This is a genomic window from Aurantimonas sp. A2-1-M11, from assembly GCF_036549475.1.
GTDB lineage: Bacteria > Pseudomonadota > Alphaproteobacteria > Rhizobiales > Rhizobiaceae > Aurantimonas.
Genome location: NZ_JAZHLI010000003.1, coordinates 1 through 21,790, shown reverse-complemented (window position 1 = coordinate 21,790; position 21,790 = coordinate 1). Strand labels below are relative to the sequence as shown.

At 65.7% G+C, this 21,790-nt stretch carries 19 protein-coding genes; 10 read left to right on the top strand and 9 right to left on the bottom strand.

Going from position 1 to position 21,790, the window contains the following annotated elements; all coding sequences use genetic code 11:
* Window positions 1-473 precede the first annotated feature (473 nt).
* On the top strand, window positions 474-1,754 hold the full coding sequence (fabF, locus tag VQ042_RS01955; protein ID WP_331815174.1) for a beta-ketoacyl-ACP synthase II: 1,281 nt from the start codon (window positions 474-476) through the stop codon (window positions 1,752-1,754).
* 145 nt (window positions 1,755-1,899) lie between these two features.
* Window positions 1,900-3,141, top strand: coding sequence for a cyclopropane-fatty-acyl-phospholipid synthase family protein (locus VQ042_RS01950; RefSeq protein ID WP_331815170.1), 1,242 nt, complete (start codon window positions 1,900-1,902; stop codon window positions 3,139-3,141).
* Between the two features lie 173 nt (window positions 3,142-3,314).
* Here the strand turns inward: VQ042_RS01950 and VQ042_RS01945 are convergent, their stop codons facing one another.
* The 5 genes from VQ042_RS01945 to VQ042_RS01925 form a co-directional block, all read right to left on the bottom strand.
* Entirely contained in the window at window positions 3,315-3,461 is a 147-nt protein-coding gene (locus tag VQ042_RS01945; protein WP_331814886.1) for a hypothetical protein, read from the bottom strand.
* 72 nt (window positions 3,462-3,533) lie between these two features.
* The gene (locus VQ042_RS01940) at window positions 3,534-4,295 is read right to left on the bottom strand and encodes an ABC transporter permease (RefSeq protein WP_331814884.1); all 762 of its coding nucleotides are present in this window, start codon (window positions 4,293-4,295) and stop codon (window positions 3,534-3,536) included.
* 12 nt (window positions 4,296-4,307) lie between these two features.
* On the bottom strand, window positions 4,308-5,312 hold the full coding sequence (locus tag VQ042_RS01935) for an ABC transporter permease (protein ID WP_331814881.1): 1,005 nt from the start codon (window positions 5,310-5,312) through the stop codon (window positions 4,308-4,310).
* Entirely contained in the window at window positions 5,309-6,019 is a 711-nt protein-coding gene (locus tag VQ042_RS01930; protein WP_331814879.1) for an ABC transporter ATP-binding protein, read from the bottom strand. Before VQ042_RS01930 ends, VQ042_RS01935 begins: the two co-directional genes overlap by 4 nt.
* A gap of 96 nt (window positions 6,020-6,115) precedes the next feature.
* Window positions 6,116-6,346, bottom strand: coding sequence for a YgaP family membrane protein (locus VQ042_RS01925; protein ID WP_331814877.1), 231 nt, complete (start codon window positions 6,344-6,346; stop codon window positions 6,116-6,118).
* A gap of 389 nt (window positions 6,347-6,735) precedes the next feature.
* Between VQ042_RS01925 and VQ042_RS01920 the strand changes: the two genes are divergently transcribed.
* From VQ042_RS01920 to VQ042_RS01900, 5 genes are all read left to right on the top strand, one after another.
* The gene (locus VQ042_RS01920; RefSeq protein ID WP_331814875.1) at window positions 6,736-8,232 is read left to right on the top strand and encodes a PAS domain S-box protein; all 1,497 of its coding nucleotides are present in this window, start codon (window positions 6,736-6,738) and stop codon (window positions 8,230-8,232) included.
* A gap of 125 nt (window positions 8,233-8,357) precedes the next feature.
* Window positions 8,358-9,065, top strand: a complete 708-nt coding sequence (locus VQ042_RS01915; protein ID WP_331814873.1) for a helix-turn-helix domain-containing protein — start codon at window positions 8,358-8,360, stop codon at window positions 9,063-9,065.
* Window positions 9,066-9,157: 92 nt separating this feature from the next.
* Entirely contained in the window at window positions 9,158-10,864 is a 1,707-nt protein-coding gene (locus tag VQ042_RS01910; RefSeq protein ID WP_331814871.1) for an HAD-IIB family hydrolase, read from the top strand.
* 230 nt (window positions 10,865-11,094) lie between these two features.
* Window positions 11,095-11,670 carry a Spy/CpxP family protein refolding chaperone gene (locus VQ042_RS01905; RefSeq protein ID WP_331814869.1) on the top strand — a complete coding sequence of 192 codons (576 nt, stop codon included), beginning with the start codon at window positions 11,095-11,097 and terminating at the stop codon, window positions 11,668-11,670.
* Window positions 11,671-11,800: 130 nt separating this feature from the next.
* Window positions 11,801-12,475 carry a hypothetical protein gene (locus tag VQ042_RS01900; RefSeq protein ID WP_331814867.1) on the top strand — a complete coding sequence of 225 codons (675 nt, stop codon included), beginning with the start codon at window positions 11,801-11,803 and terminating at the stop codon, window positions 12,473-12,475.
* A gap of 28 nt (window positions 12,476-12,503) precedes the next feature.
* Here VQ042_RS01900 and VQ042_RS01895 read toward each other — a convergent pair whose 3' ends face one another.
* Window positions 12,504-13,484, bottom strand: coding sequence for a zinc-dependent alcohol dehydrogenase family protein (locus VQ042_RS01895; protein WP_442880007.1), 981 nt, complete (start codon window positions 13,482-13,484; stop codon window positions 12,504-12,506).
* Window positions 13,485-13,865: 381 nt separating this feature from the next.
* On the opposite strand from VQ042_RS01895, the gene VQ042_RS01890 reads away from it, so the two are divergent.
* The 3 genes from VQ042_RS01890 (at window position 13,866) to VQ042_RS01880 (ending at window position 18,170) form a co-directional block, all read left to right on the top strand.
* Window positions 13,866-14,405 carry an Hsp20/alpha crystallin family protein gene (locus VQ042_RS01890; RefSeq protein ID WP_331814864.1) on the top strand — a complete coding sequence of 180 codons (540 nt, stop codon included), beginning with the start codon at window positions 13,866-13,868 and terminating at the stop codon, window positions 14,403-14,405.
* Between the two features lie 157 nt (window positions 14,406-14,562).
* Window positions 14,563-16,518, top strand: a complete 1,956-nt coding sequence (gene ftsH / locus VQ042_RS01885; RefSeq protein WP_331814862.1) for an ATP-dependent zinc metalloprotease FtsH — start codon at window positions 14,563-14,565, stop codon at window positions 16,516-16,518.
* A gap of 14 nt (window positions 16,519-16,532) precedes the next feature.
* Window positions 16,533-18,170 (top strand): MBL fold metallo-hydrolase, encoded by a 1,638-nt coding sequence (locus VQ042_RS01880; RefSeq protein WP_331814859.1) that lies wholly within the window; start codon window positions 16,533-16,535, stop codon window positions 18,168-18,170.
* Window positions 18,171-18,390: 220 nt separating this feature from the next.
* Here the strand turns inward: VQ042_RS01880 and VQ042_RS01875 are convergent, their stop codons facing one another.
* The 3 genes from VQ042_RS01875 to VQ042_RS01865 all read right to left on the bottom strand — a co-directional run bounded on the left by VQ042_RS01875 (window position 18,391) and on the right by VQ042_RS01865 (window position 21,585).
* Window positions 18,391-19,794, bottom strand: a complete 1,404-nt coding sequence (locus VQ042_RS01875) for an MgtC/SapB family protein (RefSeq protein ID WP_331814857.1) — start codon at window positions 19,792-19,794, stop codon at window positions 18,391-18,393.
* An 86-nt stretch (window positions 19,795-19,880) separates the two neighbouring features.
* Window positions 19,881-20,717, bottom strand: a complete 837-nt coding sequence (locus VQ042_RS01870; protein ID WP_331814855.1) for a universal stress protein — start codon at window positions 20,715-20,717, stop codon at window positions 19,881-19,883.
* 211 nt (window positions 20,718-20,928) lie between these two features.
* Complete coding sequence (locus tag VQ042_RS01865) at window positions 20,929-21,585, bottom strand: phosphoribosyltransferase (protein ID WP_331814853.1); 657 nt, start codon at window positions 21,583-21,585, stop codon at window positions 20,929-20,931.
* Between the last annotated feature and the right edge of the window lie 205 nt (window positions 21,586-21,790).

The window sequence follows — 21,790 nt, the reverse complement described above, 5'->3', positions numbered from 1 at the left end:
GCTGGGCGCAACGGTCTGCCTGAGGCATCAGGCGGCCCTGTCGGTCGTCTATGCGCAGGACTGCGCGTCGCCGAGGTCGCGGCTTTGAAGGCCGGCGACGTCGACTCTACTCACAGCTCCTGCGGATCGAGCGCGGCATGGGTGGCCGCGATCGCAACGCCTTGCTGTCCGCCGATCTCCTGTCCTTGCGGCGACAGTGGTACCAGGCTGGCGCGTCGTTCTGCGTCGAGAAAGGGTCCTGCCAGAGGCACCCGGCCGGTGAGGGCGATGCACAGGTCGAGGAAATCCGGATGCTTGGGGGCGCGGGCGCGAGGACGCTATTGGCGTCTCCCTTCTGGACGGCAATCGCGGGTGCCAAAGCGGCCGGCTTGCTCTATGAGGGCGGGGCCGCGGAAGCGCGTCGCCTTCCGCCGATTTTTCCTCCGGATACGATGGTGGATCGCTCGCCCGCGGTCCGCCACTCGGGTGTGCTCATGTTTTCCGAAAATCCGAAACGTATCGTCGTCACCGGCATGGGGGTCGTCTCGCCCCTGGGCGTTGGCGCGGAGCAGGCCTGGGAACGCCTCGTGTCCCAGCAATCCGGCATCCGTCGTCTCCCTGACGCGGCTGTGCCTGACGTCGCATCGAAGATCGCTGCGGTCGTGCCGAACCGAGCGGAGGATGCGTCTGGCTTCGACATCGAGGGATTGGTCCCGTTCAAGGAACGCAAGAAGATGGATCGGTTCATCCACTTCGCGCTCGAGGCCGCTCGTCAGGCGATCGCTCAAGCGAATTGGTGTCCGGACGAACGCGGCAAGAATCGCACCGCAACCATCGTGGCATCGGGCATCGGCGGATTTCACAGCATGCTGGATGCTGTGACGACGGTTCAGACTCGGGGGGCGAGGCGTCTGTCGCCGTTCACGGTGTCATCCTTTCTCGTCAATCTCGCCGCCGGCCAGATCTCGATCCAGTATGGGTTCAAGGGGCCGTTGGGGGCTCCGGTGACGGCCTGCGCCGCCAGTGTCCAGGCTATCGGCGACGGGATGCGACTGATCCGGAGCGGGGAAGCCGACGTCGTCGTCTGCGGCGGCGCCGAGGCCTGCATCAATCGTGTGACGCTCGGCAGTTTCGGTGCCGCTCGGGCCTTGTCGACAGGGTTCAACGACCGCCCCGAGCTCGCCTCGCGGCCTTTCGATCGCGCCCGGGACGGCTTCGTGATGGGAGAAGGCGCCGGCATGGTCGTCCTGGAAAGCCTCGAGCACGCCCGCGATCGCGGGGCGATGCCGCTCGGCGAACTCATCGGCTATGCGACCACGGCAGACGCGCATCACCCCACCGCCGCGCGGTCCGACGGCGACGGTGCCCAGCGAGCCATGCGCCTGGCCCTGGCCATGGCGCGCCTGCCGCCGGAGGACGTCGACTACATCAACGCACACGCGACCTCGACGCAAATCGGCGACGCCAGCGAGCTTGCAGCCATCAAGGCGGTGTTCGGGACGAACAATAGGCCTGCGATCTCGTCAACCAAGTCCGCCAGCGGCCATCTCCTGGGGGCGGCCGGTGTGTTCGAAGCCATCGTCACGCTCCTGGCGTTGAGGGACGGCCGTCTTCCTCCCAACCTGAACCTCACGGACCCCGACGAAATGGCCGATGGGCTCGATCTGATCGGCCCGACGACGCGCCCGGCCGACGCCCGGATCGCACTGTCCAACGCGTTCGGCTTCGGCGGCGTCAACGCCTCGATTGTCCTGAAGCGGTGGATGAACGAGTGAGAGCCCGGATCCACCGGATGCCGCTACCGTGAGCAAACGCATCATCGTGGAGGTGCATCCTGTTGCCAACGGCATCGGTCAAACATTTATATATCCATAGCACTCTACTCGCCGGCAGCGGCATTACGGGAGTCGGTGGATGAAGATTCTCCCGCTGTTGTTGCGAAGAGCCGTTCGCAAGGGGCGCCTTACGGTCATAGGACCGCGCAATGAGGTGGAGACGTTCGGCGGGACGGAGCCCGGCCCGGTGGCGACGATCCGCATCAACGATCCGGCCTATGACTGGAAGATCGCCTTCAATCCCGAACTGAAAGCGGCCGAGGCCTACATGGACGGGGCGCTCACTGTCGAAGAGGGCGACGTCCACGACTTTCTCGAAGTCTTCTTCGCCAACAAGCGCAGTTTCGATCTCAGTGCCGGGCAGGCGTTCTGGCGTGCGGTGGCGCGGCGCGCCAAGCGTCTTCACCAGCACAACCCGGTCTCTCGCTCCCGAGCCAACGTCAAGCACCACTACCAGCTGGGCGACGCGCTGTACCGACTGTTTCTGGACGACGCCACGCAATACTCCTGCGCCTATTTCCCGACCGGCGACGAGACGCTGGAAGAGGCCCAGACCGCGAAGATGCGCCATGTGACCGCAAAACTGAATCTCGCCGAGGGTCAGCGCGTCCTCGACATCGGCTGCGGCTGGGGTGGGCTTGCGCTCTACATGGCTCGGGTGGCCGGGGTCGAGGTGCTGGGCGTTACGTTATCACCGGACCAGGCGAGGGTCGCCACGGCCCGTGCGCAGGCGATGGGCCTCGCCGATCGCGTTCGGTTCGAGGTCCGGGACTATCGCGAGATCGACGAGAAGTTCGATCGGATCGTGTCCGTCGGCATGCTCGAGCATGTCGGCGCGCATCATCTCGCCGAGTATTTTCGAACGGTACGGGACCGGTTGCTGCCCAATGGCGTCGCACTGATCCACTCGATCAGCACCAAGTCGCCGCCGGGCATTACCGGGCCGTTTATCCGCAAGTACATCTTTCCGGGCGGCTACAGCCCGTCGCTTTCGGAAATCACCGCGGCGATCGAACTCTCCGGCCTGTGGGTCCTCGACGTTGAGGTATGGCGGAAGCACTACGGGTTCACGCTGCGGGAATGGCGGCGTCGGTTTGCCGCAAACCGTGCGGAGGTGGTGAAGCTCTACGATGAGCGATTCGCCCGGATGTGGGAGTTCTATCTCTCGGCATGCGAGTGCGTCTTCATGTACGGTTCGGGTAACGTCGTTCAGATCCAGATCGGCCGCGAACGCGACGGGGTGCCGATCAGCCGCGACTATATCTCGGACGTGACGCGGGCTTACCAGTCCATTGATGCCCGCGACGGAGTCGGACTGTCGGTCTAGCGCCAGCCCGTGTCCCGGCGTTTCGCGGCTGCAATCGCGGACGACAGAGCGGCGGTTGAGACGTTTCGCTATTCTGGCGACAGCCCACGATTCTGGTGCTTATCGAACGCACCACGAGTGCCGGAATTCGGCCACCCCTGCACCGGGCCTTCGTCGATCAGCGCTGGAACGAATTAGCCGTTCCTCGTCAGAAGAGCATTGAGGCGCTCTTTTTCCTCGGCGATCAGCCGCATGAGTGTGTCTCTGCGGGAAGGATCAGTCTCGCAAGCCAGACGTGTTTCGAAACGCGCGATGTTCGCATCAACGATGAACCTGTCCATGGCGGTTCTCCGGAGCATAGCAAGTCAAACCCGTATTCTTGGTTGGAAGCTTGGGCGAGTCAATACGTCTGCCTACCTTATTAGTCCCAGGAAGCTCTGGATGACGGCGCTGATCCGCACGGTCGTCGCAATGCGCCGTCCGGTGAGAACCTCCACATTCGCCGTTTCGCCCCGTGTCAGGCCGAGAACCTTTGCGACGCGTTCGGAAATGACGACGCCTTCGGATGGCAGGACCATGGGATCGAATTCGGCATCGAGCACCCGCGACAGCGTGGTTGCGGGTGGTTTCCCGGTGATGGCGAGGCGCCGGGACTGGTTGCCCTTGCTGAGGATGACCGGCACGTTGAGAAACGGCTCGGAGGCAAGGACGCCGGGAAGATGGCGTACCGCCGACATGACGGAGGGCTGCGCCGTCTCGCCGAAGGCAATGCTCGCATGCTGCCGGTCGGCCCGGTAGAAGACGGTCTCGACCATGAAATCGACCGAGTCACGGGTGAACAGCGCCGTGACCAGCAGCCCGACGCCGAGGGCGATCCCCAGGCACGTCAGCGCCGCCCGGACGGGCTGGTGCAGGAGCTGACGGAACGCCATGATGGTGAGCTTGGAGAACAGCCGCGACAGTCCGAGACGGGCCAGACCCGACCGGCCGAAGCGCGCCGGCGCCGGAGGGCGCATCGACACCGCAGGATCGAGCGCCAGGACGGACAGGAGCGCCTTCATCGCGCCGGCCAGCGCCGCGGCCAGTGAGACGCCCGCGGCGATCACGTAGAGGCCGGGGCTCGACTGGAACACCAGGAAGGGGAAGGAGAAGAACTCGCCATAGAGGCGGGCCATCCCGCGCCCGAGCTAGGTTCCCGCCCCGGCGCCGATCGCGATGCCGACCGCCGAGATGGCGATGACCAGCTTGGCGTAGTGCCAGGCGATCGTGCGGTCGAGATAGCCGAGGGCCTTCAACAGGCCGATCTGTTCGCGCTCGAGCGCCACCAGCCGTGTCAGCACGATGTTGATGAGGAAGGCGGAAACGAAAAGAAAGATCGGCGGGATGATCCGCGCCATGGCTGCCAGCTGGATCAGCTCGGCATCGAGAAATGCGTGCGACATCTGATGCTTGCGACCGTAGGCTGCCATGCCACCATAAGGTTCGAGCAGCCGGTCGACCGCCATCAGCACCGCCGGCTCGCTGGCGCCGGGCATCAGCCGCAACACCAGATTGTTGAACGAGTCCTTGCGGTCGAACACCGGAGCCAGCACGTCCTCGGACATGTACAGGATGGCGAAGCGGCGCGGGTCGGGCACCATGTCGCCGGGCCCGATCGTATAGATGAACTCTGGGGACAGGACGGTCCCGGTGATCCGCACCCGCTCCTTGCGCCCGTTGAGGATCGCCGAAAAACTGTCGCCGATCCGCAGTTCGTGCGCCTTGGCAAAGTCCTCGTTGACGGCGACTTCGGCGGCGCGGCCGGCCTCGGGCAGCCTGCCCCGGCGCACGAGCAGGCGATTGACCTGCGGTTCTCGGCGGGGGGTAAGCGAGATCACCTGACCGGATGCCGGCTCGCGCATCTGCGGCAGGTCGAGCAGCACCCGGCGGCTGATCCGCATCTCGAAGGCCGCGACGCCCGGGATCTGCGAAATCGCCATGCCGAGAGACAACGGCGCACGGTTGGCTTCCGCCACCACATGGGCGAAGCGGTAGCGCTCGTAATAGGCTTCGCGCGTCAAGAGCAGGGACTGGTGCGCACCGACGGCGATGATGATCGTCATGACGCCGCAGGCCATGACCAGGGCGACCGCCAGGCTCTGCGCCCAGAGACGGGTGAGATCGCGCAGGAGCTTGCGGTCGAGCGCGCTCACCAGGTCACCTGGCTGGGGGCTAGGCGCGTCTCGTTGCCGTGCGTGCTCTCGATCCTCCCGTCGACGAACTGGAAGACGCGGTGCGCGATTGCCTGGATTCCGGCGTTGTGGGTGATGATGGCGGTGGTCGTGCCGAGCGTCCGGTTGATCGTCGTCAGCGCCTCGAGCACCATGATGCCGGTCCCGGAGTCCAGCGCGCCGGTGGGTTCGTCGCACAGCAGCACCTCTGGCTGCTTGGCGATCGCCCGGGCGATGGCGACGCGCTGCTGTTCGCCGCCCGACAATTGCGCGGGGAAATGATCCTGGCGCGCGGTCAGCCCGACGAGTTCCAGCGCCTCGGACGGGGTCATGGGATTGCGTGCGATCTCGGTCACCAGCGCGACGTTCTCGCGCGCGGTCAGGCTGGGAACGAGATTGTAGAACTGGAAGACGAAGCCGACATGGTTGCGCCGGTAGAGGGTCAGGTCACGGTCGCTCGCGTCGGTCAGGTCCTTGCCCTGGAAGCTGACGCGGCCGCCGCTCACCCGGTCGAGCCCGCCCATGATGTTGAGGAGCGTCGACTTGCCCGACCCGGAAGGGCCAAGCATGACCACCACCTCGCCGGCGGCAAGTTCGGCACTGACCCCACGCAGGGCCCACACCTCGGCGCCGCCGGTCCGGTAGACCTTCGTGACGTCGTGCATGACGAACACCGGGTCATGGGACATGGGGTCAACACCAGCACCGGACTCGGCTGCATGCCTTGGCCTGCCACCGAGCTCCGTCATGGCGCCGCCTCGACAATTAAAGGGCGCTTTGGGCGCCTAGCGCGCGTGGGGCGAGCGAGGTGATCCACAGGTGCTGGCACCGAAGAGCGCATAGGCCGGGCAGAACCGGACGACAGCGGTGACCAAGAGGATCAGGGCTACCGCATAGGCGAGATACGACCAGGGGGCAGCCAGATAGGCATAGGCCGCAATCGCGGCGATCGCGGCCAGAACGATGCGAATGACGCGATCCGAGGTGCCGACATTCGCGGTGCGGAAGAGGGCCATGTGAGCTTCCTTCGAGTGGCCGGCGAATTTGCGCGCCGGGCGGTTCACTCCGGATCATCCTCCGACCCCGCCAAGTCTCATTGATCTCGATCAACCCACAGGCTGCGTTCAGGGTTACGCTGCGGATGCCCGCAACTGGCGAGGCGTGGACAATTCGTCCACGCACGTCGAACCCGGGTTGAGTTCAGCGGCGTCAACGTTCTCCGGCGGCCGGCTGCGTTGTCGCCGACTCGGCTCGCTTCCGGTTTGCCAGGTCGGGCCGGTGCATGAGAGCGGTTCGCGTGGTCCATGCCAAATGCCGTGCGCAGGGAGGGTCGATCGGACTTGCAGGCGTCAGTGGAGCTGCGCTGCGGCGCGGATCCGGACTTTGAAATGGGGAGCGAAGCGACATGGTCATTCATACGCAGACGCTCGATCCGTTGGCGCGCGGTTCGGCCGAAACGCCAGTTTCCAAATTGCCGGCAGCGGGGGCCGCCGGATCGCTTTCTGATGGTCCGGACACGCAGACCGTCAGGTTTTCGCCCTCCGCATCCGATATCCTGAACCTGGTCGGCGATGGCATCATCAGCACGGATGCCGCAGGCCGGGTCGTGGTGTTCAACCGCGCTGCCGAAGAAATCTTCGGGTATGCGGCCGGCGAGGTGGTCGGCAACCGGATCGACATGCTGCTGCCGGAAAGGTTCCGGCACACGCATGGGCAGGACGTCGAGAGATTTGCTCGCGACCCCCCCTCCGGGACCCGGTTGATGGGGCACCGGAGAGCTGTCAGCGGACTGCGCAAGAACGGCGAAGAATTTCCGCTCGAGGCGACCCTGTCACGCGAGATCGTCGGCGAAGCGCCGATCCTGACCGCGGTCATCCGCGACGTGACCGTCCGCAGACAGCGCGAAGCGGCGTGGGCGCGTCGCACTCGTGAACTGGAGGAAACCGGACGACGCCTGCGGCTGACGCTGAAAGCCGGCCGCATGGGAAGCTGGGAGTGGCGGCTTGGGAGCGGCAGTCTTCATGCCGATCCGATCACCCGGCGGCTCTGGGCGCTGCAGCCAGGGCGCATCATGGCGATGAGGGACCTTCAGCGGGACGATCTCATGCCTCTTGCGAACGCGCTCGCCAAGGCAGTGGGGAAGGGAGGGGAGTTCGAGATCGAACTGCAGGTCACCCATCCGGATGGCTCGCTCGGCTGGGTCCTGGTCAAGGGCGAGGTCCTGTTCGATGAAGACGGCCAGGCCCGAACCGTCGTGGGCGTCACCTTCGATATCACCGAGCGCCGGAAGTCCGACGAATTGCGCCAACTCGTGACTTCCGAGTTGAACCATCGCATGAAGAACATGCTCACGCTGATCAATTCGATCATCTCCATGAGCGGAACGACGATGTCGGTGGAAGACTACAAGCGCGTGCTCAGGCAGCGGGTCGGAGCAGTCGCGCAGACGCACCGCCTGCTTCTGGACAGCGGCTGGGCAGGCGCGTCACTCGCTGAACTGGCGAGCGCCGAACTGCAGGCCTACGGCTATCCGGACAACGCGGCGATCACCATGACCGGGCCGCATGTCGCGCTGGAGCCCGGCATCGGCATCACGCTCGGTCTCGTCCTTCACGAACTTGGCACGAACGCCGTGAAATACGGTGCACTGAGCATATCCGAGGGCCGCGTGCATCTGGGTTGGCATCTCGGCGTGCGCGATGGCCGACGGCAGGTCCTGATCGAGTGGGTCGAAAGCGGCGGGCCTACCGTGGAAGAGCCCGTCCGGCGGGGCTTCGGCAGCACGCTGATCGAGCGCGTCCTGACCCTCAGCGGGGCTGTAGTGAACATCAGCTATGAGCCGAGCGGGGTGTCGTGCCGGATAGAGCTGCCACTGGGGCAGGAGGCTGGGGTGGCACCCTGATCCGGCTCGAAGCCGGTCTTGCAGAATTCCTCTACGTAATATCCCTGAGGGACAAACCGCATATCGCCTGCGGTGGTGCGCGAATAGTCTCGAAAGAGACCTTTCCCGGCACGGTGGAGCTTCCCATGACGACGTCTCTCGCGACAGTGTGTGCCCCTGCATTTCCGGCCCATGAGGCTGGCTTACGCAGCTCCCCACGCACGGTGGAATCGACGCCTGGACGCGGCGATGGGACCGGGGTCGCCCTGACCGGGACAGTCCGAAACTATGCCCACGACAGTGAGATCTACGCGGACGGCGATGACGTCCGGTTCTTCTACAAGGTCGTCAGCGGCGTCGTGCGCACCTGCAAGTTCCTCAGCGACGGCCGGCGCCAGATCGACGGTTTCCACGCCGCCGGTGAAATCTTCGGGCTGGAAATGTCTGCCGAGCACACACTGTCGGCCGAGGCCGTCACCGATTGCGCCGTCATCGCCTATCGTTGGCGCGGCCTGCAGGGGCCGGGCAGCCACGGCGAGCCGATGGCGCCGCAGGTCTTCTCCTATGCCATGCGGTGCCTGGAGCGGGCGCAGCACCATTCGTTGCTGCTCGGTCGCCGCGGGGCCGCACAGAGGCTGGCCGCCTTCCTTCTGGAGATGGCGCGGACGGAAGTCGACAACACGATCGTCGACCTTGCCATGACCCGCCAGGACATCGCCGATTATCTCGGCTTGACCATCGAGACCGTCTCGCGGACCTTGTCGCAGTTCGAGCGTGACCGGCTGATCGCTCTCCCGTCGGCTCGCCACGTGGTGCTGCGCAACCGTACCGCGCTCGCCTCGCTCAACGACTGATACCACGACGATGCCGGGGGCTGTCAGATATCCGGACCATCCGCCTGCAACGTGGCGAATGGACGCCCGCCAGACATGTCCCAGGAGCCGCCTTGTACTTTCTCGCGCTCGCCACCGATTATGACGGCACACTGGCGCATGACGGCGTCGTCACGGCCGAGACCTGCGAGGCGCTGAGGCGGCTGCGGGATTCCGGCCGGCGACTGATCCTCGTCACCGGGCGCGAATTGCCCGATCTGGTCCGGATCTTTCCGGAGACCGCGATGTTCGACCGGGTCGTCGCGGAAAACGGCGCGCTTCTCTTCGATCCCCGGACGGGGCTGGAGCAGGTGCTGGCGCTGCCACCGCCCGCGCGTTTCGTGCAGAGGCTTCGCCAGCGCGGAGTGGGGCCCATCTCCGTCGGGCGTGGCATCGTCGCGACCTGGGAGCCGCATCAGGGCGCAGTCCTCGAAGCCATACGCGAACTCGGGCTGGAACTGCAGATCGTCTTCAACAAGGGCGCGATCATGATCCTGCCGCCCGGGGTCAACAAGGCGTCGGGGCTCGCGGCCGCACTCCGGGAACTGGAACTGTCGGCCCACAACGTGGTCGCCGTCGGCGATGCCGAGAACGACCATGCCTTGCTGGCTGCGAGTGGCTGCGGCGCTGCCGTCTCCAATGCCGTCCCATCGGTCAAGGAGGCGGCGGATGTCAATCTGGCATCGGACCACGGCGCCGGCGTCGTCGAACTGGTCGACCGGATCCTCGCGGAGGACGCGGCTCTTGCGCCGATCCGCCGGCGCGGGATCCTGCTGGGCACCGACCGGCACGCAGCCGACATCATCCTCGCGCCGTCCGCCGGCTGCGTGCTGATCGCGGGCGCGTCGGGCATCGGCAAATCCAGTCTCGCCACGGCGTTGACGGAGCGCATGGCCGAGCGGCAGTTCGAATTCTGCGTCGTCGACCCGGAAGGCGACTACATCGACCTGGACCATGCGGTGTTCATTGGCACCTTGCGCTCGCCGCCGCCGGCGGCCGAGGCGCTGAAGCTCCTGCGGGACGATGCGGTCAGTCTCGTCGTCAACATACAGGCGCTGCAACTGCGCGAACGGCGGATGCTGGTGTCGGAAATCCTGGCGCAGATCGCGCGCCTGCGCTCGCGGACCGGGCGTCCCCATTGGCTGCTGATCGACGAGGCTCATGAGGTGCTGCCGGCGGATGCCGACGAGACGATGTCGCAGGTGCTGCCGGAGACCCCGGCGTCCATTCTTGTCACCGCCTATCCCCACGCCCTGGCGCCCGAAATCCTGCGCCGGATCGAGGTGGTTCTCCTGGTCGGCGATCCGGAGCGCGACATGCTGGCCCGCCTGGCCAAGGTCCTCAAGGTGGACGTGCCGGATCGACCTTCCGCCTGCGGACCCGACGAGGTGCTCTACTGGAAGCCGGGTTCCGCCGATCCACCGGCCTGCATCAAGGTCGCACCGCCGCTCCAGACGCATAGACGCCACCGCGGCAAATATGCAGTCGGCGATGTCGGCGCGGATCGCAGCTTCTACTTCTGTGGCGCGCACAAGGCGCTGAACCGCCCCGCGAGGAACCTCTATCGTTTCGTCGATATCGCGGCCGAGGTCGATGACCGGATCTGGGAGCACCATCTGCGCGCCGGAGACTATTCCGCCTGGTTCCGGCACGTGATCCGGGACGAGGACCTGGCGCTGGAGGCCGAGCGAGTCGAGGACGACCGGACCCTGCCGCCGCAGGAAAGCCGCCGGCGCATCCGCAAGGCCATCTGGCGGCGCTACGCGGCGCCGGCGGAGTGACGCGGCGCGCTGCCCTTCACCAGGACATGGCCATGCGCCGCGTTCTTCCGCCAGCCGTTCGCGACGCTGCGCATCTTGGCCTGCAAGGTTGTGGGTGCAGGACGGTTGCCGACGGGATGCCGTGCGTCCGGCCAAATCCGATCTGGCCGGCGACATTGATCGGGATCAAGGCCGGTCTCAACCGTGAGGTTGAGAGTGCACGACGAACTTGTTCTTTGGGAGGATGGATCATGGCGCGTTTCACATGGCGGACGGCATGTCTTGCCGCAGCGCTCGCCACCGCGGTGGCGGTGCCGGCGGTGGCTCAGGACCGGGACGATGACGGCTGGTGGCCCCACTGGGGCATGAACCAGATGATGCGAGGCGGATGGGGGGCCATGGGCAGCCCGATGACCGGATATGGCCCGGGTGCCATGCTCGATCGCGTCGACGGGCGGCTGGCGTTCCTCAAGACGGAACTGAAGATCACCGACGATCAGTTGCCGGCCTGGGAGGGGCTGGCGTCGACCGTCCGCTCGACGGCCGAGACCCACAACGACATGATGCGCGCGATGATGGACGAGGTCGAGGACGGCTCCTTCCTGAACAAGCCCTTGCCCGAACGGCTGGCATATCAGCAGAGCCATCTCGAAGCGCGGCTCGAGCAGGTCAAGCAGGTGAGTGCCGCGGTCGACGCGCTCTACGGCAAGCTCGATGACGAGCAGAAGACGGTCGCGGACGAGATCATCCTGCCGGCGATGGGCATGGGCATGGGAATGGGCGGAGGCCGGGGCGGCGGTTTCGGGCCCGGCATGATGCGCCGTTAGGGTGCCGTGCGTCCGACAGGTCGCATAAGGACGCTCCGACACATTGAACCGACACATCGTGCTTTCCGAAAGTCGAATTCGATTTCCGGACCGATGTTGGGGTGGCTCCGGCTATCGAGGAGGTCTTGCGATGAACGAAGTGACGCCGGTCCGTGAGGCAGTGGGCGTGTTCCACGACCGGAGGCAATTCCAGGCGGCGATCGACGACCTGCTCGGCGGTGGGTTCGACCGGGCCGAACTCAGCCTTCTCGCCAGTCGTGCGGCCGTCGAACAGCAACTCGGCCATCGTTACAGGTCGGTGCGCGACCTGGAGGACAACCCGTCCGTCCCGGTCGTCGCCTATGTGTCGAGGGAGGATGTCGGCGATGCGGAAGGCATGGTCGCGGGCATCCTCATCTATGTCGGTGCCGTCGCCGCGGCCGGGGCCATGCTGGCCTCCGGCGGCACGCTCGCTGCGGCGATCGCTGCCGCCACGGTTTCCGGCTACATCGCTGGCTCGCTTGGCAGTGTGTTCGACCGGACGATCGAGCGCGAGTATTCGCAGCGCATTGAGGAACAGCTTGCCGCCGGAGGATTGCTGCTGTGGGTCCATGCCCGCGACGCGGATCACGAGCGCCGGGCGACCGACATCATGCGGCGCAATGGCGGCGAGGACGTTCACGTTCACGATCTGACGGTCGCGGCACGAGAGGCCGCCGAGATGAAGCGCCGGATCGATGACATGCTGGACGAGGCGGGGCGCGAATCCTTTCCGGCAAGCGACGCGCCGTCCTTCAATCCGGGCACGGCGGGCGGGCCGCACTGAGCAGTCCGTCCTGGGCGCATCACGCGTTTCACACGAGGACCGCGGCACCCTGGAACCGGCCGGCCCGAAGATCCGCCAGGGCTTCGTTCGCCGCCGTCAGCGGATAGGTGGTGGTCGTCGTTCTGACTCCCGCCATTGGCGCGATGGCCAGGAACTCGGTGGCATCGTTGCGCGTCAGGTTGGCAACCGACACGATGCTCCGCTCTTCCCACAGGAGACGGTAGGGGAATTGCGGGATGTCGCTCATATGGATGCCGCCGCAGACCACACGGCCACCTTTGCGCACGGCCTTCAGCGCGGCGGGCACCAGATCGCCGACCGGGGCGAAGATGATCGCCGCATCCAGTTCCTCCGGCGGAGCCTCATCCGATCCGCCGGCCCACGCACAGCCGAGCGATAGCGCATGTGCGCCGGCTTCCTCGTCCCCCGGGCGCGTGAACGCGAAGACCGAACGGCCCTGCCAACGGCAGACCTGCGCGACGATGTGAGCAGCGGCGCCGAAGCCATACAGGCCGATCCGCCTGGCATCGCCGGCGGTCCGAAGTGACCGCCAGCCGATCAGCCCGGCACACATCAGCGGCGCAGCGGCGACTGGATCGGCGAAGCCGGGCATGGCGAAGGCGAAACGGGCGTCGGCGATGACATGGGTCGCGAAGCCGCCGTCGCGGGTATAGCCCGTGAACAGCGGCCGGTCACAAAGGTTCTCACGCCCCTCCAGACAGTAGCGGCATCGGCCGCAGGTGTGACCGAGCCACGGTACGCCGACGCGGGCGCCCACCCTCGGTTCGCGCACTCCGCTCCCCTGCGCGTCGACGATCCCGACAATCTCGTGGCCCGGCACGATCGGCAGCTTCGGGTGGGGCAGGTCCCCGTCGACCACATGCAGATCGGTTCGGCAAACCGCGCAAGCTTCGACGCGCACCCGGATCTCGCCATCGCCGGGGATCGGATCGGGACGGTTCTCGAGCTGCAGCGTCTGCCCGATCGCGTGGAGTGTCATGACTTTCACGAGCGAGCCTCCGCGAATGATGATCTGTCGTCGTGCGCAGGATGAACCCGGCCAGACATTCACGATATCGGATACGGCCGAGGAGAATTCCATCATACGCTGCCATGCGGCCCGGCAGGCGCGTTTGATCTCGCACAAGGCGCCGTCGGCTGTCCGGGCAGCACGGGGATGCGATCTTGCCAGTCCGCCTGATGGCGGTTGATCGGGATCAATGTCCGGCTGTTCCGATCGCAGTCTGATCCCACGATGAACGCTTCGCACGATCGTCGCGAAGGGCCGCGTTGCCGCGGTCGGAACGGGTCGAAAGCCCGCGCAGCGTTCATCAACCCCGGCCTGACCGCGGGCTGCGTCGTCAGGCTCTTCTGACAGGAGGAATGCATCATGAGTGATTCAGCCACCAAGCTTCCGGTCAAGAACGAGACCGCGCCGGCACCGGCGCCCACCGGCGGACGTCACTGGTCGCCCTTCGAGACAATGCGCAACGAGATGGACCGCCTGTTCGACGCATTCGACGCCGGTCGGTCCCGCGGCGATCTGACCCGCCCGAGCTTCGACTTCGGCTGGCCGCGCGAAACCGTTTTCGGTGGCGGCATGCCGGCAGTCGACGTCGCCGAGAAGGACGGTGAGTACGAGATCACGGCGGAACTGCCGGGGCTCGACGAGAAGGATGTCGAGGTCAAGCTCGCCAACGGCATGCTGACCATCAAGGGCGAGAAGAAGGAGGAGAAGGAGGAGCGCGGCAAGGACTACTACCAGTCCGAGCGCCGCTTCGGCTCCTTCATGCGGTCGTTCCCCGTGCCGCAGGGTGTCGATCGTGAGAAAATCGACGCAAATTTCGCCAAGGGCGTCCTGACCGTCCGGCTTCCGAAGACAACTGAAGCGCGGGCCGAGGAAAAGAAGATCGACGTCAAGCCAGCCTGATCGCCATCATGAACGACAGGTGCCGCCGCTGCTGAGGCAGTGCGGCACCTGCCACCTCGCAGTCGCCCCCCGCATCCGGAGAGCGCGGCGTCCCTTCCGAGCCGGCACCGAACTCTTCGCGACCGGCCGGCGGCACCGTCATCACAAGGGAATACCCATGGCCGACACTTCGTCGAACCGCACGCACGATGTGACGATGCTGTACATACTGGGTGCCCTTTTCGCCGTCCTGCTGCTGCAGTGGGCTTGGCAGGACGGTGCGCAGGTCGAGCAGATCCCGTACAGCCAGTTCGACCAGCTTGTCACCGAAAACAAGGTCGCCGAAGTGACTGTCGGGGAAGACCGGATCGAGGGTACGTTGAAATCTCCGCTGCCCAGCGGCAACTTGAGCTTCGTCACCACCCGGGTGGAGCCCGCGATCGCCGAGCGGCTGCAGGCGCATGGCGTGGCGGTCAGGGGGTTGGCGTCCGGCGGCGCCGTAGCAACGCTCCTTTCCTGGGTCCTGCCGATCTTCGTCTTCTATGCGATCTGGGTCTACCTGTTCCGACGGATGGCCGGTGGCCAGGGCTTCGGAGGCGGGCTGATGTCGATCGGCAAGTCGCGGGCCAAGGTCTATGTGGAAAAGGACACCAAGGTCACCTTCGCCAATGTCGCCGGCGTCGACGAAGCGAAGGCGGAACTGCAGGAGGTCGTTTCCTTTCTGAAGGACGCGGACACATATGGCCGCCTTGGCGCCCACGTGCCCAAGGGCATCCTGCTCGTCGGACCACCGGGCACCGGCAAGACGCTGCTGGCGCGCGCCGTGGCCGGCGAGGCCGGGGTGCCGTTCTTCTCGATCTCCGGCTCGGAATTCGTCGAAATGTTCGTCGGCGTCGGCGCCGCGCGGGTCAGGGACCTGTTCGAACAGGCGCGCAAGGCCGCGCCGTCGATCATCTTCATCGACGAACTCGATGCGCTCGGCCGCAGCCGCGCCAGCGGGAACATCGGCGGCGTCGACGAGAAGGAGCAGACCCTCAACCAGCTTCTCGCCGAGCTCGACGGCTTCGATCCAAGCGTCGGCATCATCCTGCTTGCCGCCACCAACCGGCCGGAAATCCTCGACCCCGCGCTGCTGCGGGCAGGGCGCTTCGACCGGCAGGTGGTCGTCGACAGGCCTGACCAGTCAGGGCGGCTGGCCATACTCCAGGTCCATGTCCGCAAGATCACCCTCGCCAGCAATCTCGATCTGCAGGCCATCGCCGCGTTGACAACGGGATTTACCGGCGCCGACCTGGCCAATCTGGTCAACGAGGCGGCCATTGCCGCGACCCGGCGCGATGCGGACGCGGTGGAGTTTCGCGATTTCACCGCCGCGATCGAGCGCATCGTCGCGGGCTCGGAGAAGAAGAGCCGCATCCTGAGTCCGGCCGAACGACGCCGCGTCGCCTATCACGAAATGGGACACGCACTGGTCGCGGCCAATCTCTCCGGGGTCGACCCGGTCCAGAAGGTCTCGATCATCCCGCGTGGCGTCGGCGCCCTCGGTTTCACGATGCAGCGGCCGACGGAAGACCGCTTCGTGCTGGCCGCGAGCGAACTGAAGAACCGCCTGGCCGTTCTGATGGGCGGCCGCGCCGCCGAGCACCTGATCTTCGACGGCGACATTTCCACGGGGGCCGCGGACGACCTGCAGCGGGCGACCGACATGGCCACGGAAATGGCGATCAAATACGGCATGCACGAAGGACTCGGCCAGCGCACCTACACCCGCACAGTGCAGACGTTTCTCGCCAGTCCGACCGACAAGTCGTTCGAGGCGTCTGACGCGACCGGGCGCGAGATCGACATTGCCGTGCGCGACTGGATCGAGCAGGCCGATGCTCGCGCCAGGAGCATCCTGATTGCACACCGCTCGGATCTCGAAGAGGGTGCGCACCTGCTTCTGGACCGCGAGACGCTACTGGCGGACGACTTCGCACCATTGCGGCCGGCTGTTGCGAGGAGCCCCGGCGCTCAACGCACTGCCGGTCCGGCGACAGGTGCCACCCCCGTCCGCATGGACCCTGCGACGGATGCGATGAAACGGCGCTCGATGCCGCCCGACACGACCTCCATCCCCGACCCGCAATCCTGAAGGAGGTTCGCCCCATGGAAGACCATCCAGCCTCGGGCAGTCGGGGTCGTGCAACGCCGGCGGAGCCTGTTCTGCGCTTCCACGGCGCGGCGCGAGCCGTTACCGGTTCGTGCTACGAACTCGAGGCGGACGGCACGCGGATCCTAATCGACTGCGGTCTGTTCCAGGGCTCGAAGGCCGAGAAGGAATTGAACTACCGGGCGTTTCCCTTCGATCCAAACGGCATCGACGCGGTTCTTCTGACGCATGCCCATATCGACCATTCCGGACTGCTTCCCAAGCTGACGAAGGAGGGCTTCGCCGGTTCGATCTTCGCAACCCGCGCGACGCAGGATCTGTGCAGCGTGATGCTCCCAGATTCCGCCTACATCCAGAGCACGGAGGTCGCCCATCTGAACCGGCGCAACAAGCGTCGTGGCCGCCGCACGGTCGTGCCGATCTACGACGGGGCCGATGTCGCGCACTGTCTGGGTCGCTTTCTTACGATCGCGCTCGGCGACTGGTTCACCGTCACCGGTGGGATCCGTGCGCGCTACTGGAACGCCGGACACCTGCTCGGATCTGCCTCCATCGAAATCGAGTGTCCCGCACCGGGCGATCGGCCGCTGCGTCTCCTGTTTTCTGGCGACATCGGCCCGGAACACAAGCTGCTGCAGGCCGATCCCTCGGCCCCCGCCGGCTTCGACTACGTCATCTGCGAAAGCACCTATGGCGACCGTGACCGGGAGGGCGCGACGGAAGCCGATCGTCGCCGCATGCTGCGGGAGGCTGTGGACGCGGCGATGGATCCCGCCGGCGCGCTGCTGATCCCGTCCTTCGCGGTGGAACGAACCCAGGAACTGCTCGTCGATCTGCAGATCCTGATCGAGAGCGGCGAGCTTCCGCCAATCCCGGTCATCATCGATTCGCCGCTTGCAAGCCGTGCCACGAACGTCTTCGCCCGTCACGCGAAGGCACTGGATAACGGAGAGGTCCTCTCCCGGGCTCTGGGCTCGCCGAACATCCGCTTCACCGAGTCCGCGGAAGAGAGCAAGGCGCTCGACAATCTGAAGGGCTTCCACATCGTCATCGCCGCGAGCGGCATGTGCGAGGCGGGCCGGATACGTCATCGCCTGAGAAACTGGCTCTGGCGTCCGCAGGCAACGGTGCTGTTCGTGGGCTTCCAGGCCCAGGGGACTCTGGGGCGCATCCTGCGCGATGGCGCGCCGACGGTCCGCATCCAGGGCGACGAGATCATCGTGCGTGCGAAGATCCAGGCGATCGACCTCTATTCGGGCCATGCCGACGGGCCGGAGCTCCGGGAATGGGTCTCGGAGCGCTGCCCCGTGGCCGCGGGTGTCTTTCTCGTCCATGGGGAAGTCGAGGCAATCGACGGGATGAGGGAGCGGTTGAAGGGCGTGATCCCGGCGGAGCGGATCGTCATTCCGCAACTGGACGCGGCGTTCAGGCTGACGGAGCGGGCTGCCCTTCCGGTTTCATCGGCGCCAGACGCCCGCATCGATCCGGCACAGCCGGGGCACCGCGACTGGCACAACGACGTGTCCGGACTCCTCCTCGACATCAACGAGCGCCTGGAGGCCGCGGCCGGCGACAAGGCACGGGACGTGTTGATCCGCAAGCTTCGCCGCGCATTGCGGGACGGCGACGGGTAGGCCGTAGCGGACGTTACCTTGGCGGCAGATGTTGCAAATGATTCAACCATCTGTCTCGCTTCCTCGCGTTCGGTTTGCGGCATGCAATGCATTCTCGACCGGGGAAGGCTGGGCCGTCTGCCGGAGCCGCCGGCGCCGATGAAACGATCGCCGAGGTGCGCATCCATTCGGTCGTGTTCTGGCCATGCCTGCTTCCGTTGCGGGCGACGTGCCCCGACACCTAGAGGGCGATGAAGGCGAGGGCTCCCGCACAGATGGTGAGAACGGTTGCTGCCAGAACGGGAATGCCGACCGGTCGGCGTCCGAACCATGCGGCGAGCAGGGCCTTGACCGCGGTATTGACGCAGACCGCAAGCGTGATCGCCAGCGCCGCCGTGTCGCGGGCCTCCGAGTTCCGGGCGAGTTCGGCCATGGAGACGGTGATCGCATCCACGTCCGCCAGACCGGAAACCGCGGCGAGCGACAGCAGGCCCGTATCGCCGAAGAACCGCCGCAGCAAGACACTTGCCGTCATGACCATCGCGATGAACGCCGCCATCTTGATCGCGGACGCGAGCTGCAGCGGGTTCGTGAGCGAGAGGGTGGGATTGGCGGTCGTGCCTGTTCGGACGAACAACAGCGTGCTGCACGAAGCTAGAACCAGCCCCATTGCTGTGAGCGTCGGCATCAACGCAAGGGCGAGCGGCTGATAGAGAACCGTAGCCAGGATACCGACGCGCACGATCATGACGGTTCCCGACGCAAGGATTCCCGCCGACAGGAGGAATGCCGCCTGCGGTCGCTCGCGACCCAGTCGGGCGAGGGTGACGGTGGTCGCGGTTGATGAGGCCATACCACCGGCGACCGCGGCCACGAGAACTCCAATTCTGTCTCCGAAGGCGCGGACAGCCACATAACCGCCGAAAGAGAGCATCGCGACGAAGATCGCGATCATCCAAATCCGGGACGGGTTTATCGTATTCCATGGATCGATTGGCTGGTCCGGCAGGACGGGCAGCAGCAGAAACGTCATCGCCAGAAGCGTGAGGACTGCGCGGATCTCGATCCAGCTCAACATTCCCACCCAGCGGTGCAGCGGGTCACGGAGCGCAAGCAAAAGCGTCATGGCGACGGCTGCCGCGACCGCCGCCGACACCGAGCCCTCGATGACAAAAGCGCCGAGGAGAAATGTCAGAAGGCCGGAGACAAGGGTGGTGACCGAGAGGTTGCCGGTTGCCCGAGCTTCGAGCCAGTGAAAGGCGGTGAAGGCCGCCGTGTAGCCGAGGAATGCGAAACCGATCAGAAGTGGTGCGGTGGTGGCGGCCGCGATGGCGCCGCAGACTCCGCCGAGCAGCCCGGAGAGAGCGAAGGTCCGCAGGCCGGCAGCGCGCCGGTGGCTGGTTTCATCTCGCGTCTGCCAACCGCGCTCCAGCCCGACCAGCAGACCGATGGAGAGCGCGACGCCGAGCCGGCTGAGGAGGTCAATATCGTTCATGTTCCAGGTCGCAGATCGCTCCGTATTCGGACCCCGAGTGTTCTCTTCACGGGCGCACCATCGCACCCGACGCGGAAAGGTTTGCGGCGGCGGGTCGGCATTGCGCCGATCAGGCTTCCTTTCCCATCGGCGGCCGGAGAGGGACGCCATTGTTGATCCGGACTCTCGTTTCGCACGCCGGTCGGGATCCGGGGAACAAGACGCGCGCCACCGCAGAGGGTGGCGCCACGTCGGACCTATCGCCCTAGGAACAGGGAGATTGCGGGTTTGTCGATCATGGAGCGGGTCACTCCGCCGAACGCCCATTCGACCAGCCTGGAGTGGCCGTAAGCGCCCATCATGATCATGTCCGCATCGATATCCGTCGCGTGCTGACGCAGGACGTCGGCCACCGGATTTCCGCCGCTCGGAAGCCTGTCGACGGTCACCCTGGCGCCGTGGCGGGCGAGATAGGTGCCGATCTCTGCGCCGGGCTCCGGGCCGTTCGCCCATTCGGTTGCCTGCGGGTCGACAAGCGTGACGTGGACGGCCTCGGCTGCGGCGAGTATCTCGATACCCTCTCGCACCGCCCGTGCCGCCTCTGGATGTGAGGACCAAGCCAGAAGTATCCGCTTGGGTTGCAGTGTCGCTTCGCCCTTGTTTGCCGCGATGAGCACCGGTCGCTCGGCTTCGAACAAGGCGCCCTTCAGCACTGCGGACTTCAGAGGCAAGCTCGATTGCGAGAGCTCGGGACCGATGAAAACGAGGTCGGCATACAGGGCGTGACGTCCGATCTCCGCCACATTCGCAGCCTGTTCGACGAGGCGACTGTCGAGATCGGAGGACAGGTCGCGCCCTGCGAGGATGCTCCGTACAGCATGCGCGCGTTCGCGAAGTGCGGTCGCCGCTGCCTCACGCTCCTCCACCCAGCCGTGCGCGATGACAGCGAACTCCTCGATCGGCGGCGGCGGTTCGGTACCGAGGAGAAGAACCGAAAGGTGGGAGTTATTCTGTTCGCATACCCGAAGCGCGGCCTGGATATCGCGATCCGAGCTGTCTGCGCTGATGACGCTTAGCACCGTCCTGAAGCGCATCTCCATACCCCGCAAATGACGCGGGAGCAGCCGGTCTGCCCCGCTTTTCGACGCAATCTACGAGCGTTGGGGTGGAAGTGTCTTGCGCTGGATCAATACAACGGCAGTCGTCGACGGGTGAGCGCCGCTCGACGCTCCTGCTGTTGCAGGTGGCGCTGTCACATGGTTTGCCGGTTCGTCCCTGTCGCTCCGCCGCTGCCGCAATCTCCGGCTACGTCCGATGTTGGGGGGCGGCAGTCTCGGCCAACACCTCCATCACGTGCTGGTCGGAGACTTGCCGGAAGTCGTCGTAATAGGCGCCGATGGCATGGAAGGGTTCGTGCTGCTCCAGGCAGACCACCTCGTCCGCATAGGAGCGGATCTCCTGCAATGGGTCGGCCGCTGCGACCGGGACGGCGAGAACGAGACGGGCGGGATTGGAGCGCCGCACCGCCTCGAGCGCCACGCGTGCACTCGCACCCGTCGCCAGGCCGTCATCGACAACGATCGCGACCTTGTTTGCAATCGCTGCACGAGGCCGGTCGCCGCGATACGTCCGTCGTCGTCTTTCGAGTTCGCGGATCTCCATCTTGAGAACCCGATCGAACTCGGCCGGCCCGATCCGCGCCGCGCGAATGACACTGTCATTACGCTCCACCAGCGCTTCTTCCCCTTCGGCCACAGCACCCATGGCGAGCTCCGGCTGGAAGGGGACACCGATCTTGCGGACCATGATCAGGTCGAGCGGCGCCTGCAATGCGAGCGCGATCTCCCGCCCCACCGGAACGCCACCGCGTGGCATCGCCAGCACGATCGTGTCCTGATGGCGATACGCTGCCAATGCATTCGCCAGACTTCTCCCGGCTTCGGTGCGATCGCGAAACGGCATCCTGTTGCTTCCGAGGCGTTAGGTTGGGTCGACCATCACCGAACGGGCCCCGGTGCGCATTGAGCCTTGTCAAGAGGGATCGCACCGGCGGACAGGGCAATCGCATTTCAGAACAGGCTGAGCAGGCGAGAGAGGAATGCGTTGTCCCAGCCTGCCCTTTGGAATTTCCCCTTCAAGGATTCCTTTGAGCCGTCCTTCTGCATGA